Source organism: Bradyrhizobium ivorense (assembly GCF_900696085.1).
Classification (GTDB): domain Bacteria; phylum Pseudomonadota; class Alphaproteobacteria; order Rhizobiales; family Xanthobacteraceae; genus Bradyrhizobium; species Bradyrhizobium ivorense.
Window position 1 is genome coordinate 38,358 of sequence record NZ_CAADFC020000043.1, and the last position, 13,503, is coordinate 51,860.

Annotated in this window: 11 protein-coding genes and 1 pseudogene; 9 read left to right on the forward strand and 3 right to left on the reverse strand. The window is 66.5% G+C overall.

Annotated elements, in window-relative coordinates; genetic code table 11:
* The first annotated feature begins 71 nt into the window (after positions 1 to 71).
* The 4 genes from CI41S_RS42880 to CI41S_RS42895 all read left to right on the forward strand — a co-directional run bounded on the left by CI41S_RS42880 (position 72) and on the right by CI41S_RS42895 (position 3,345).
* A complete protein-coding gene (locus CI41S_RS42880) occupies positions 72 to 908 on the forward strand; it encodes an ABC transporter permease (RefSeq protein WP_139864982.1) in 837 nt (278 codons plus the stop codon).
* Positions 908 to 1,693 (forward strand): ABC transporter ATP-binding protein, encoded by a 786-nt coding sequence (locus CI41S_RS42885; protein ID WP_139864964.1) that lies wholly within the window; start codon positions 908 to 910, stop codon positions 1,691 to 1,693. Before CI41S_RS42880 ends, CI41S_RS42885 begins: the two co-directional genes overlap by 1 nt.
* Before the next feature lie 156 nt (positions 1,694 to 1,849).
* Positions 1,850 to 2,359 carry an OsmC family protein gene (locus CI41S_RS42890; protein WP_139864966.1) on the forward strand — a complete coding sequence of 170 codons (510 nt, stop codon included), beginning with the start codon at positions 1,850 to 1,852 and terminating at the stop codon, positions 2,357 to 2,359.
* Between the two features lie 185 nt (positions 2,360 to 2,544).
* Entirely contained in the window at positions 2,545 to 3,345 is an 801-nt protein-coding gene (locus tag CI41S_RS42895) for a hypothetical protein (protein WP_139864968.1), read from the forward strand.
* A gap of 194 nt (positions 3,346 to 3,539) precedes the next feature.
* Here the strand turns inward: CI41S_RS42895 and mutS are convergent, their stop codons facing one another.
* A complete protein-coding gene (gene mutS, locus CI41S_RS42900) occupies positions 3,540 to 6,266 on the reverse strand; it encodes a DNA mismatch repair protein MutS (protein ID WP_139864970.1) in 2,727 nt (908 codons plus the stop codon).
* 202 nt (positions 6,267 to 6,468) lie between these two features.
* Between mutS and pcaF the strand changes: the two genes are divergently transcribed.
* The 5 genes from pcaF to CI41S_RS42925 all read left to right on the forward strand — a co-directional run bounded on the left by pcaF (position 6,469) and on the right by CI41S_RS42925 (position 11,141).
* Positions 6,469 to 7,677 carry a 3-oxoadipyl-CoA thiolase gene (pcaF, locus tag CI41S_RS42905; protein WP_139864972.1) on the forward strand — a complete coding sequence of 403 codons (1,209 nt, stop codon included), beginning with the start codon at positions 6,469 to 6,471 and terminating at the stop codon, positions 7,675 to 7,677.
* A 102-nt stretch (positions 7,678 to 7,779) separates the two neighbouring features.
* On the forward strand, positions 7,780 to 8,481 hold the full coding sequence (pcaH, locus tag CI41S_RS42910; protein WP_139864974.1) for a protocatechuate 3,4-dioxygenase subunit beta: 702 nt from the start codon (positions 7,780 to 7,782) through the stop codon (positions 8,479 to 8,481).
* Between the two features lies 1 nt (position 8,482).
* Positions 8,483 to 9,079, forward strand: a complete 597-nt coding sequence (gene pcaG / locus CI41S_RS42915; RefSeq protein WP_139864976.1) for a protocatechuate 3,4-dioxygenase subunit alpha — start codon at positions 8,483 to 8,485, stop codon at positions 9,077 to 9,079.
* A gap of 16 nt (positions 9,080 to 9,095) precedes the next feature.
* A complete protein-coding gene (locus tag CI41S_RS42920; RefSeq protein ID WP_139864978.1) occupies positions 9,096 to 9,953 on the forward strand; it encodes a shikimate dehydrogenase in 858 nt (285 codons plus the stop codon).
* An 18-nt stretch (positions 9,954 to 9,971) separates the two neighbouring features.
* Positions 9,972 to 11,141, forward strand: a complete 1,170-nt coding sequence (locus tag CI41S_RS42925; RefSeq protein ID WP_139864979.1) for a Gfo/Idh/MocA family protein — start codon at positions 9,972 to 9,974, stop codon at positions 11,139 to 11,141.
* Between the two features lie 422 nt (positions 11,142 to 11,563).
* Here CI41S_RS42925 and CI41S_RS42930 read toward each other — a convergent pair whose 3' ends face one another.
* Complete coding sequence (locus tag CI41S_RS42930) at positions 11,564 to 12,874, reverse strand: ABC transporter substrate-binding protein (protein WP_139864980.1); 1,311 nt, start codon at positions 12,872 to 12,874, stop codon at positions 11,564 to 11,566.
* Between the two features lie 240 nt (positions 12,875 to 13,114).
* A pseudogene (locus tag CI41S_RS42935) lies at positions 13,115 to 13,503 on the reverse strand (IS5/IS1182 family transposase); the annotation flags it as partial.

Sequence of the window (13,503 nt, forward strand, 5' to 3'; positions counted from 1 at the left end):
GGGAGAAGGAAGAGGAATGCCAGCCCAAGCCACCTTGCAATCCCGCGCGAAGAATAGTTCTTGCTATGGCCATGACCGTTGACCTGCCCGTGCTGGAACAGACGGCCGCGCCGCGAGCAGCGTCGGCGCGATGGTCGCGCTATGCGCGGCCGGCGCTCGGGCTGGTGCTGCCGGTGGCGTGTGCGCTCGGCTGGGAACTCGTCGTTGATCTCGGCTATTCCAACGGCCGCCTGGTGCCGCCGCCCTCAAAGGTGTTCGAGACCATCGTCGAGCTCGGCAAAAGCGGCGAGCTGACGCGTCATATCCTCGCGACCTTGTGGCGGGTCGGCGCGGGATTTGCGCTCGGCGTCATCGCCGGCACCATCCTCGGCGCGATCTCCGGTTACTGGAGCTTCGCCCGCCGGCTGCTCGATCCGACCGTGCAGGCGATGCGCGCAATCCCCTCGCTGGCCTGGGTGCCGCTGTTCGTGCTCTGGCTCGGCATCTTCGAGACCTCGAAGATCGTGCTGATCGCGGTCGGGGTGTTCTTTCCGATCTATCTCGGGGTGATGGGCGCGATCCTGTCGGTCGATCGCAAGATCGTCGAGGTCGGCCGCGTCTTCCGCCTCTCCGGCCCGGCGATGATCCGCCGCATCCTGCTGCCCGCGGTGCTGCCGGCCTATGTGGTGGCGCTGCGGGTCGGCCTTGGCTTGGGGTGGATGTTCGTGGTCGCCGCCGAACTGATCGGCGCCTCGGAAGGCCTCGGCTATCTCCTGCTCGACGGCCAGCAGCTCGGCAAGCCGGCGCAGATCCTCGCCGCGATCGTGATCTTTGCCATCCTCGGCAAGCTGACCGACTGGCTGATCGAGGCCGCCGCTGCGCCGCTGCTGCGCTGGCAGGATGCATTCGGCGCGCGGGGAGGGGTCTGATGCTGGCGCTGAAAGAGGTCGGCAAGACCTATCCGAACGGCGTTCATGCGCTGGAGCGTTTCTCGGCGGAGATCCAGCTTGGCGAGATCATCGCCATCATCGGCGGTTCCGGTTGCGGCAAGTCGACGCTGCTGCGCGCCATCGCCGGGCTCGACCGCGCCACCTCGGGCGCGGTGATCCTCGACAATGCCGTGATCACCTCGCCGCATGCCAAGATCGGCATCATCTTCCAGGAGCCGCGGCTGCTGCCATGGCTCACCGTCGCCGACAATATTGGCTTCGGCCTCGCCGATCTCCCCGCCGAGGTCAGGCGCGAGCGGATCGCCGCGGCGCTGGCCCGCGTCGGTCTCGCTGATAAGGCCAATGCCTGGCCGCGCGAGCTCTCCGGCGGGCAGGCGCAGCGGGTGGCGATCGCGCGTGCGCTGGTGCCGCAGCCCGAGGTGCTGCTGCTCGACGAGCCGTTTTCGGCGCTCGATGCCTTCACCCGCCGCGACCTGCAGGATCATTTGCTCGATCTCTGGGCCGACACGCGGCCGACCCTGATCCTGGTCACCCACGATGTCGACGAGGCCGTGGTGCTGGCCGACCGGGTGCTGGTGATGCGGCCGCGGCCGGGCCGGCTGTTTCAGGAGATCACCATCAACCTGGCGCGGCCGCGCGACCGCAAATCGGAGCTGTTCGACAATTTCAAGCGCCGCGTGCTGACCGCGCTCGACCGCTCGCTGGACCGTGCGGTGCGCGACCCCGCCGACAAATCCAACGCCGGCGAGGCGATGTGGTGGTGACATCCCCCCGATAAGGTCTTACATCGGCACTAGAGCATGATCCGGAAAAGTGGAGGCCGGTTTTCCGAGGAGATCATGCTCAAACAAAAAAGATGAGATCATCATGCGATTCCTTGCAATCGTATGATGATCTCAAGAACCGCCGGGAGAAGAACCATGGACGCCGCCGAACTCCGCGCAATGCAGGCTCCGATCAAGGAGCGCTACAAGACCGATCCCTCCGCCGCCGTGATCACGCTGAAAGCCAAGGGCTCGACCGACAGCGAGAGCATCTCCTGCAAGGTCGAAACCGGCCGCGCGCTGGCGATCGCCGGCCTCCACCCCGCTACCGGCGGCTCCGGGCTCGAGCTCTGCTCCGGCGACATGCTGCTGGAGGCGCTGGTCGCCTGCGCCGGCGTCACCCTGAAATCGGTCGCCACCGCGATCGAGGTGCCGCTCAAGGTCGGCAACGTGTTCGCCGAGGGCGATCTCGATTTTCGCGGCACGCTCGGCGTCGACAAGGAGACCCCGGTCGGCTTCCGCGAAATCCGCCTCCGCTTCGAGATCGGCACCGACGCGCCGCAGGACAAGCTGGACCTGCTGCTGAAGCTGACCGAGCGTTATTGCGTGGTCTATCAGACCATCAAGAACGGCCCGAAGGTCACGGTGACGATGGCGCGGGTGTAGTCGCTTTCACCCTCCCCTGGAGAGGGAGGGGCGTCTCGCATCGCGAGATGCGAGACGGGGTGGGGTGAAAGTCTCTCCACTCGATCGGTGCCCGAATGGAGAGTTCACCCACCCCGCCTCCCATCTCGCTTCGCTCAATGTGAGCCGCCCCTCCCCCGCAAGGGGAGGGTAAGAAAAAACAAGAAATGTCCCCCGAACTCCACTTCCTCCTGCTCCTCGTGTTGCGGATGGCCGTTGCGGCGGCGTTCGTGGTCAGCGCGTCGATCATCACGGAGCGGTCGGGGCCGGTGATCGGCGCGCTGATCGCGACCTTGCCGATCTCGGCGGGACCGTCCTACACCTTCCTCGCGCTCGACCACGACGCGGCCTTCGTTGCCGAGGGCGCGCTGTCGAGCCTGCCGGTCAACGCGGCGACCATCCTGATGGGCCTGACCTATGCCGTGCTGGCGCAGCGCTTCAGCATGTGGATCAGCGCGGGCGCTGCGATCGCCTTGTGGCTGGTGCTCGCCACCATCGTGCGGCAGTTCGCGTGGTCGCTCGCCGGCGGGCTGATCCTCAACGCCGTCACCTTCGCGATCTGCATCCCGCTGCTGCGGCCTTATCGGCACGTCGCGAAAATGCCGCTGATCGCGCGGCGCTGGTACGACATCCCGCTGCGTGCCGCGCTGGTCGCGAGCCTGGTCGGCACCGTGGTCACCGCGTCGAGCTGGGTCGGCCCGCGCGTGACCGGCGTGATGGCGCTGTTCCCGATCGTGTTCTCCTCGATGATGCTGATCCTGCACCCGCGCATCGGCGGCCCCGCGACCGCCGCCGTGCTCGCGAACAGCGCCTGGGGCCTGCTCGGCTTCGGCCTCGGCGTCGCCGTGCTGCATGTCGCGGTGCTGCAATTCGGCTCCGCGATCGGGCTGAGCTGCGCGCTTGCCACCTGCATCGTGTGGAATCTGGCGCTGTGGCGGATGGGGCGGCGGAAGATCGGGAAAGCTTAACCACGTCATTGCGAGGAGCGCAGCGACGAAGCAATCCATCTCTCCGCGCATGTGGAACGATGGATTGCTTCGCTTCGCTCGCAATGACGGTGGAGAGAGGTGCGTAGCCCGGATGCAGCGCAGCGCAATCCGGGGCGGTCGCGCAACGGAGAGAGCCGCCCCGGATTTCGCGTCGCTGCATCCGGGCTACGAGGCTACTGCTTCGGCAGCTTCGCCCTCAGCGCATACAGCGCCTCCAGCGCCTCGCGCGGCGACATCTCGTCGGGATGCAGCGCCTTCACCGCCTCGATCAGCAAATCCGCCTCGCTCGGCGGCTTGTCCTCGGCGGCGGCGCGCGACGGCACCGCGAACAGCGGCAGGTCGTCGACCAGTGCGCGCGCGGTCTGGCCGCGGTCCTGGGCTTCAAGTTTCGCCAGCACCGACTTGGCGCGGGCGATCACCGCCGGCGGCAGGCCGGCGAGTTTGGCCACCTGGATGCCGTAGGAACGGTCGGCGGAGCCCGGCAGCACCTCGTGCAGGAACACGACGTCGCCCTGCCATTCCTTGACTCGCACCGTGGCGTTGAACATCCGCGGCAGTTTGGCCGAGAGCGCCGTCAGCTCGTGATAATGCGTCGCAAACAGCGTGCGGCAGCGGTTGCTCTCGTGCAGATGCTCGATCGCGGCCCAGGCGATCGACAGGCCGTCGAAGGTCGCGGTGCCGCGGCCGATCTCGTCGAGGATCACCAGCGACCGTTCGCTGGCCTGGTTGAGGATCACGGCGGTCTCGACCATCTCGACCATGAAGGTCGAGCGTCCGCGCGCGAGGTCATCGGCGGCGCCGACGCGCGAGAACAGGCGGTCGACAATGCCGAGCCGCGCCCGCGACGCCGGCACGTAAGAGCCGATCTGCGCCAGCAGCGCGATCAGCGCGTTCTGGCGCAGGAAGGTCGATTTGCCGGCCATGTTCGGGCCGGTCAGCAGCCAGAGTTGGCCGGACTTCTGGCCCGGTGCGGGAGAGAGATCGCAGGCATTGGCGATGAATTGCTGGCCGTCGCGCTTCAGTGCCTGCTCGACCACGGGGTGGCGGCCGCCCTCGATCGCAAAGCCTAGCGAACCGTCGACCTCCGGCCGCACGTAATTATCGTCGATCGCAAGCTTGGCCAGCGCGGTTGCGACGTCGAGCATCGCAAAAGCATGCGCGGCGTTGCGCAGATCGTCGCTGGCCGCGAGCGCCATCACGCTCAGCCGTTCGAAGATCTCCAGCTCGAGGTTGAGCGCGCGCTCGCCGGCGTTGGCGATCTTCGCCTCGGTCTCGCCGAGCTCGGACGTGGTGAAGCGGACTTGCCCCGCCAGCGTCTGGCGATGGATGAAGGTGGCATTCAGCGGCGGTGCGAACAGCTTGTCGCCGTGCTGCGCGGTGACCTCGACGAAATAGCCGAGCACGTTGTTGTGCCGGATTTTTAGCGTCTTGATGCCGGTGTCCTCGGCATAGCGCGCCTGCATCGCGGCGACGACGAGGCGCGAGGCATCGCGCAAGTTCCGGCTCTCGTCGAGCGCGGCCTCATAGCCCTCGCGGACGAAGCCGCCGTCGCGCTTGATCAGCGGCAATTGCTCGGAAAGCGCGCGGGAAAATTCCCGCGCCAGGTCGCGCGATGGCCGCCGCAGCGCCGCCATCACCGCGGCGATTTCCGCCGGCGGATCGTCTGTCAGCGCGAGCAGTTCCAGTGCCTGGTCGGCGGCGAGGATGCCGTCGCGCAGGCTGGCGAGGTCGCGTGGGCCGCCGCGGCCGACCGAGAGCCGCGCCAGCGCGCGCGACATGTCGGGCGCCGCCTTCAACACGGTTCTGATATCCTCGCGTGCCGCGCTGTCCGCGACGAAGGTCGAGACCGCATCGAGCCGCCGCGCGATCACCGCAACATCAGTGAGCGGCGCGGCGAGACGCTGCGCCAGCAGCCGCGAGCCGGCCGCGGTCACCGTGCAGTCGATCGCATCGAGCAGCGAGCCGCGGCGCTCGCCGGCAAGCGTGCGCGTCAGCTCGAGATTGGCGCGGGTCGCCGGGTCGATCGCCATCGTGGTGCCCGCGGCCTCGCGCGCCGGCGGCGACAGCGGCGGGCGCTTTCCGACCTGGGTGCGGTCGATATAGGTGACGGCGGCGGCCGCGGCGGTTGCCTCCAGCCGCGACATCGCGGAGAGGCCGTCCATCGTCGCAACGGCAAAATAGTCGCACAGCCGCCGCTCGGCGGTGGCGCTGTCGAACACGTCGCGGGTCAGCGGCGTCACCGACGGCAGTTCGCGCAGGGTCGGCGCGAGTTCGCTGTCGCCATAGAGCGCGTCGGCGACGATCGCCTCGTTCGGGTTAATGCGCGCCAGCGTCGCGGCGAGCTCCGCGGTCGCGCATTCCGTCACCATGAATTCCGAGGTCGAGATGTCGATCCAGGCGAGCCCGAGCCGGTCGGCGCCGGCCGAGCCGCGGGCCCGTGCGATCGCGATCAGATAATTGTTGGTGCGGGCATCGAGCAGCGTGTCTTCGGTCAGCGTGCCCGGGGTCACCAGCCGCACCACGCCGCGGCGGACCACGCTCTTGTTGCCGCGCGCCTTGGCTTCGGCGGGATTCTCGGTCTGCTCGCACACCGCGACGCGGTGGCCGGCTCCGATCAGGCGATGCAGATAGTCCTCGGAGCGCTCGACCGGCACGCCGCACATCGGGATGTCCATGCCCTGATGCTTGCCGCGTTTGGTCAGCACGATGCCGAGCGCTTTCGAGGCGATCTCGGCATCCTCGAAGAACAGCTCGTAGAAATCGCCCATCCGGTAGAACAGCAAGAGGCCCGGGTGTGCGGCTTTGATCTCGAGATACTGTTCCATCATCGGCGTGACGCGCGACGATGCTTCAGCGGGCGCGGGCTCGGGCGGAACGGGGATGGGCTGTTGAACTGTCATGAGGGGGCGGAAACTACAAAATTTCGCCGTGCGGTCCTATCCGAGAACACGGGGTTTTCCACCCTCTCCACGGCCAGCCCTTACGGGAATGCGCTGATGGCCCGCAGCGGCGTCAATTGACCTGCCGCGGCCGCGCTCCTAAAACTCCCCTCAAGTTCCAAGCCATCCAGCGCCTAAGCCACGGCATTCAGGGAGAGATTCAATGCGTGATGTCTATATTTGCGATGCCGTCCGAACCCCGATCGGCCGTTTCGGCGGCTCGCTTGCCAAGGTGCGCGCCGACGACCTTGCCGCGGCCCCGATCAAGGCGCTGATGGCCAAGCATGCCGGTCTCGACTGGTCGCAGGTGGATGAGGTCTATTTCGGCTGCGCCAACCAGGCCGGCGAGGACAACCGCAACGTCGCGCGCATGGCGCTTCTGCTCGCCGGCATGCCCGATACGGTTCCCGGGCAGACCCTGAACCGGCTCTGCGCGTCCGGCCTCGACGCGGTCGGCGCCGCGGGCCGCGCCATCCGCGCCGGCGAGATCGATTTCGCGATCGCCGGCGGCGTCGAATCGATGACGCGGGCGCCGTTCGTGATGGGCAAGGCGCCGGAAGCCTTCGCGCGCTCGGCCGACATTTTCGACACCACGATCGGCTGGCGCTTCATCAACCCGCTGATGAAGGCGCAGTACGGCGTCGATGCGATGCCGGAGACTGGCGAGAACGTCGCCGAGGAATTCCAGGTCTCGCGCGCCGATCAGGACGCGATGGCGATCCGCTCGCAGCAGCGCGCCGGCGCTGCGATCGCTTCGGGCTATTTCGCCGAGGAGATCGTCCCGATCCAGGTGCCCGGCGGCAAGGCCGGTCCGATCACTGTCGACAAGGACGAGCATCCCCGCCCCGAGACCACGCTCGAAGGCCTGGCGAAGCTGAAGCCGATCGTGCGCAATCCGGGCACCGTGACCGCCGGTAACGCATCCGGCGTCAACGACGGCGCCGCCGCGATGATCCTCGCCTCCGAGCTAGCCGTGAAGAAACACGGCCTGACTCCTCGCGCGAAGATTCTCGGCCTTGCGTCGGCCGCGGTGCCGCCGCGCATCATGGGCATCGGCCCGGTGCCGGCGACGAAGAAGCTGGTCGAGCGGCTCGGCATCAAGGTGTCGGACTTCGATCTGATCGAGCTCAATGAGGCCTTCGCCTCGCAGGGCATCGCCTGCCTGCGCCAGCTCGGCGTCAAGGAAGATGCCGATTTCGTCAATCCGCATGGCGGCGCGATTGCGCTCGGCCATCCGCTCGGCATGAGCGGCGCGCGGCTTGTCTTGACCGCCGTGCACGGCATGGAGAAGCGGGGCGGAAAGCTTGCTCTGGCAACTATGTGCGTCGGCGTCGGCCAGGGCGTTGCCGTTGCGATCGAAAAGATGAACTAATCCAATGGCTTGGAAGGGCTGAAAACAGCCCTTCCCCATATTGGTTATGTCCGATAATGATCAGCGGACGGCTCATTAAGATGGGCCGCGGAGGACTACGCCATGACCTTACTGTATCCGCTGCAATCGCTTGCGGCGCATCCGGCGCGGCTGTCGCCGGACTATCGCTCCACCGTGAAGCGTTCGCCCTCGAGGCCGTTGATCCCAATCCGCCACACGCTCTCCGAGCTCACCGGCCCCGTCTATGGACATGAGACCGTGCGCGAGCACGACAACGACCTCACTATTCAGGCCAAGGGCGAGCCGCTCGGCGAGCGCATCATCGTGCACGGCCACGTCCTCGACGAGGACGGCCGCGGCGTGCCGAACACGCTGGTCGAGCTGTGGCAGGCCAATGCCTGCGGCCGCTACGTCCATGTCGTCGACCAGCATCCGGCGCCGCTCGATCCCAACTTTACCGGCGCCGGCCGCACCCAGAGCGATGCCAGCGGCTACTACAAGTTCATCACCATCAAGCCCGGCGCCTACCCGTGGGGCAATCACCACAACGCCTGGCGGCCCGCGCACATCCACTTCTCGGTCTTCGGCCATTCCTTCGTGTCGCGCCTGGTGACGCAGATGTATTTCCCCGGCGACCCGCTGTTTCCGTTCGACCCGATCTTCAACTCGGTGACCGACGAGAAGGCGCGGATGCGGATGGTGTCGTCGTTCGATCTCGAGAACACCAAGCCGGAATGGGCGCTGTGCTACCGCTTCGATATCGTGCTGCGCGGGCAGAGCGCCACGCCGATGGAGACCAAGTAACGTGTCGAACCAGCGTCCTGATGGAGTGACCCCATCGCAAACCGTCGGTCCCTATTTCAAATACGGCCTGACCCCGAACGGCGAATACGAGTGGAACGACGCCTTCACCAACAATTTGCTGACGCCGGACGTCTCCGGCGATCGCATCCGCGTCGAGGGCAAGGTTTTTGATGGCGACGGCGCGGTGGTCGTGGACTGCATGCTGGAGATCTGGCAGGCCGACGGACAGGGCCGCTTCTCCGACCCGCAGGACAAGCGGGCGCTGCCGAATTCATCGTTCAAGGGCTTTGGCCGCTGCGGCACCGACAAGACCGGCGGCTACGCGTTCGACACCATCAAGCCCGGCTCGGTGCCCGATCCCGACGGCAACCCGCAGGCGCCGCACATCCTGCTCGCGGTATTCGCGCGCGGCATGCTGCTGCATCTCTACACCCGGATCTATTTCGACGACGAGGCCGGCAATGCCGGCGATCCGGTGTTGGCGCAGGTGCCGGCCGATCGCCGCGCGACACTGATCGCCACGCGCCAGACGGGCAACGCCTACACCTTCGACGTCCATTTGCAGGGCGACCGCGAGACGGTGTTCTTCGACGTCTGATCCCGGAGGGTGAGGAATGACGCGCAACCGCTTCCTCGCCGGCCTGCTTGGATATCCGATCGCGCATTCGGCCGCGCCGGCGATGCATGAGCAGGCCGCCGCGGCGCTTGGCGCCCACTGCCACTACCAGCTCATCGAAGTGCCCGGAGCCGGGCGCGACGATCTTCGCGCCATGCTCGAGGGTATCAGGCGGCTCGGCTTTGTCGGCGTCAATGTCACCTTCCCCTACAAGGAGGCGGTGGTCGATCTGCTCGATGACCTCGTGCCGGACGCACGCGCGATCGGTGCGGTCAACACCATCGTCGTCGACGGTTCGCGGCTGATCGGGCACAACACCGACGCGTCAGGCTTTGCTCGCGCGATCCAGCCGCTGCTCGCCACCACGCCGCGCGGCGCGATCGCGCTGATCGGGGCCGGCGGTGTCGGCAAAGCAATTGCCTTCGCGCTTGCCGGGCTCGGTATCGGCGAGCTCCGCATCTTCGACTCCGATCCCGCCAGGGCCGCGCAGCTCGCCGACCGCTTGCAAGGCGCCATCGCGGTTCGCAGCGCCGCGAGCGTCGAAGCCGTGGTCGACGGCGCGGCCGGCCTCGTCAATGCAACTCCCGTCGGCATGCTGCCGAACCGCGACACGCCGGTGCCTGATACGTTGCTGCATCCGGCGATGTGGGTCGCCGATGCCGTCTATTCGCCGCTATGGACGCCGCTGCTTTCAGCGGCGAAGGCAAAGGGCGCCGAGGTGATGACCGGGCGCGATCTCGCGATCGGCGCCGCGGCGGATGCGTTCGCGCTGTTCACGGGGATGACGCCGTCCGTTGCCGCGATGGGAAATGCGTTCGACGCGGTGATGGCGGCACGCTACGCTGCTTCCGCCTGAGGGCGCGGAGACATTTCAATGACAACAATCAGGATCGGTCTGGCCGGCTGCGGCTTCGTGTCGGAGCTGCACATGTATGCCTATCGGCGCGTCTACGGCGTCGACGTGGAGGTGAGGGCGGTCGCGGCGCGCGGCGATCATGTGCTCGACTTCGCGCGCAAGCACCAAATCCCGAATGCCTATCGCAGCTTCGCCGAACTCGTCGCCGACCGTGAGCTCGACGTCATCGATATCTGCACGCCGCCCAATCTGCACGCCGCAATGATCGTGCAGGCGATGCAGAGCGGCAAGCACGTGATCTGCGAAAAGCCGTTCACCGGCTATTTCGGCCGCGACGGCGACATGGCGCCGATCGGCAAGACCGTGCCGAAGGCGCTGATGTATCAGCGTGTGATGGAGGAAATGGAGGCGACGCGTGCCGCGATCGCGCGGACCGGAAAGCTGTTCATGTATGCCGAGGACTGGATCTACGCGCCGGCGGTGACCAAGACCGCCGAGATCATCCGCGCCACGGGGGACAAGATCCTGTTCATGAAGGGTGAAGAGAGCCATTCCGGCTCGCACGCCGCGCACGCCGCGGAGTGGGCGATGACCGGCGGCGGCTCGCTGATCCGGATGGGCTGCCATCCGCTGTCGGCGGTGCTCTATCTCAAGCAGGTCGAGGCCCGCGCCCGCGGCGAGACCATCACGGTTGCCAGCGTCACCTGCGACGTCGGCAACGTCACGGCCGGCCTCAAGGCCGAGGAGCGCAGCTTCATCAAGGCCAATCCGGTCGACGTCGAGGATTGGGGCACGCTGACCGCGACCTTCTCCGACGGCACCAAGGCGACGGTGTTTTCCGGCGACATGATCATGGGCGGCGTGCGCAACCTGATCGAGACCTATACCAGCGGCGGCTCGCTGTTCGCCAACATCACGCCGAACACGCATCTCACCAGCTACCAGACCTCCGAGGAGAAGCTCGCCTCGGTCTACGTCACCGAAAAGGTCGACCGCAAAACCGGCTGGCAGTTCGTCTGCCTCGAGGAGGAATGGACCCGTGGCTATCTGCAGGAGATCCAGGACTTCATGGAATGCGTCGCAACCGGCCGCGCGCCGCTCGCCGATCTCGCGCTGGCGTATGAGACGACGAAGGTGAACTACGCCGGCTATTGGGCCGCGGATGAGGGGAGAAGGGTGGTGCTGTAGCCTCTTCCCTTCTCCCCTTGTGGGAGAAGGTGGCGCGCAGCGCCGGATGAGGGGTTGCCGCCGCGTACTCACATCGCGAGAGGGTCACTCGCGGAGAGAGACCCCTCACCCGGCTTCGATGCGAGGCATCGAAGCCACCCTCTCCCACAAGGGGAGAGGGTGCACCGCCACCGCGGTCGCTGAATGCTTTGTCTACGCCGCGTAGATCGGCTGCTTCCTTCACCTCGCCCCGCTTGCGGGGAGAGGTCGGATTGCATCGTCAGATGCAATCCGGGTGAGGGGGTACAGGTCTCACAACGATCTCGCGCGGAGAGATGCCCCTCACCCCAACCCTCTCCCCGCATCCGCCTTCGCCCGAAGGCGGGCTTCGGCGGACAAGAGAGCGGGGCGAGGGAGCGCACCTGCAGTGCGGCGACGCAATGCTACGCCCCGTACACCGATCCCTTCGGCAGCGGGAACACCGGGTCCTGGGTCCGGATGTTGGTCGGCCAGACCACGGAGATGCGCTGGCCGGCGTTCTGCATCACGACCGGGGTCGAGCGTTCGTTCTGGCCGGAGAGCGGGGTGCCGGGCCGGAAGAATTTCACGCCATAGCCCTGAATGGTGCCGCCCGGTGCGATGTCGACGTCGAGCGCCGCCTTGCGGATCGCTTCGGGATCGAAGCCGCCATACTTCTCCTTGGCGACCGGCAGCACATTGTTGAGCAGGATCCAGGTCTGGTTGAAGCCCATCGAGCAGTGCGGCGGCACCTCGGTGGCATTGGTCTTTTCGCGGTAGCGCGCGACCATGACCTTGGTGAGATCGCCGACCCCCGGCGCGAGCTTGGCGGGATCGAGCAGCTGCGCCGGCACCGGATCGATGTTGCAGAAATTGTCGATGTCGGTGCCGAAGCTCTCGCGCAGCTTGTCGAGCTGGCTGTAGCCGGCGCCGGCACCGAACAGCATCTTGAACTTCAGCCCGCTCTCGCGCGCCTGGCGCAGGAACAGCGTGATGTCGGGATTGTAGCCGGCATGCGAGATCACGTCGGGCTTGGCGCGCTTCAGCTTGGTCACCAGCACCGAGAGGTCGGGCGCCGAGGCCGAATAGCCCTCCTTGAGCACGACTTGCAGGCCTTCCTGCTTCGCAAAGGCCTCGTCGGCCGCCGCGACGCCGACGCCATAGGGGCCGTCCTCGTGGATCAGCGCAACCTTGACGTCCTTCGGGTCCATGCCGAGCTTGGCCTTGGCATGCTCGGCGATGAAGCTGGCAAAGGCCTGGCCGTACTGGTCGGAATGGATCTGCGCGCGGAAGACGTATTGCAGGTTCTTGTCCTTGAACACCGCGGTCGAGACCGCGGTCGTGATCCAGAGGATGCGCTTCTGCTGTTCGACCTTGGCGGCGAGCGGGACCGCGTGCGAGCTCGCATACACGCCGTTGAGGATGTCGACCTTCTCTTGATCGATCAGGCGGTTGGCCTCGTTGATGGCAACGTCCGGCTTGCTCTGGGAATCGACGTTGACGGAGGCGATCTTGTACTTGCCGCCGACGCCGCCCTTCTCATTGACGAGATCGATCGCGATCTGGGTGCCGATCGAGCAGGCGACCGAGCCGCCCGCGGCAAACGGCCCGGTGAGATCGTAGATCACGCCGATCCTGACCGTTTCGGCCTGGGCCTGCGCGCGTGTCCAATCGAAGCTGAAAGCAGCGGCGGCAGCCGCGGATGTCCTGAGCAGCGTCCTGCGTGACGTCGGCATCGCATCCTCCCTGAAGCCGTCATTTGTGACGGGTTTTGCTTTTTTCGGGAGTATTGGGAGCGGCCGGGCGAAAGTCAACGCAGCGGGTGGGCGCCCCGGCTCGCTCCTTGGTAGGGGGCCGCGTCCTCACTCTATCCCCGTCACCCTGAGAGCTTGTGACCCTAACAGGGGTGACCGCGCCATTTGGCCCAGTAGAGCGATGGCGATCAGGGCGCAACCCTCAAGGTCGCTGGTGTTTGGTTATGCTGCTTGGGCCAGGAGCCTGTGTCCGGCGAGGACGTTGTTGGCGAGGGCGAACCAGCGCAGCACGGTGAGCACTTTTTCGCGACCCCGAACCGTGAACTGGCGCAGGCCCCAGTTGCGGAAGCGGGCGTTGATGCATTCGCCCGGCGCCCGGCGTTTGTAGACGCTCTTGCCGTGCAGGCTTTTCATCCGTCTGCGCCAGGCGGCCATGCCGGGGCCGTCCTCGGGGCGTGGTGCATAGGGATCGCTCCCATGCTTGCTGTTGGCCGGCGGGCCATAGACCTTGATCCCCTGGCTAGCAGCCCATTCGATGTCTTCGTGCTTGTTGAACCCGCCGTCGACAAGGTAACGCTTCGCGTGACCATAAAGGCCCGCAAGCCGTTCCT

Excerpts from the sequence above, each read along its gene's own strand:
- CI41S_RS42880 (WP_139864982.1), top strand. The coding sequence starts at position 72 with ATGACCGTTGACCTGCCCGTGCTGGAACAGACGGCCGCGCCGCGAGCA.
- CI41S_RS42885 (WP_139864964.1), top strand. The coding sequence starts at position 908 with ATGCTGGCGCTGAAAGAGGTCGGCAAGACCTATCCGAACGGCGTTCAT.
- CI41S_RS42890 (WP_139864966.1), top strand. The coding sequence starts at position 1,850 with ATGGACGCCGCCGAACTCCGCGCAATGCAGGCTCCGATCAAGGAGCGC.
- CI41S_RS42895 (WP_139864968.1), top strand. The coding sequence starts at position 2,545 with ATGTCCCCCGAACTCCACTTCCTCCTGCTCCTCGTGTTGCGGATGGCC.
- mutS (WP_139864970.1), bottom strand. The coding sequence starts at position 6,266 with ATGACAGTTCAACAGCCCATCCCCGTTCCGCCCGAGCCCGCGCCCGCT.
- pcaF (WP_139864972.1), top strand. The coding sequence starts at position 6,469 with ATGCGTGATGTCTATATTTGCGATGCCGTCCGAACCCCGATCGGCCGT.
- pcaH (WP_139864974.1), top strand. The coding sequence starts at position 7,780 with ATGACCTTACTGTATCCGCTGCAATCGCTTGCGGCGCATCCGGCGCGG.
- CI41S_RS42920 (WP_139864978.1), top strand. The coding sequence starts at position 9,096 with ATGACGCGCAACCGCTTCCTCGCCGGCCTGCTTGGATATCCGATCGCG.
- CI41S_RS42925 (WP_139864979.1), top strand. The coding sequence starts at position 9,972 with ATGACAACAATCAGGATCGGTCTGGCCGGCTGCGGCTTCGTGTCGGAG.
- CI41S_RS42930 (WP_139864980.1), bottom strand. The coding sequence starts at position 12,874 with ATGCCGACGTCACGCAGGACGCTGCTCAGGACATCCGCGGCTGCCGCC.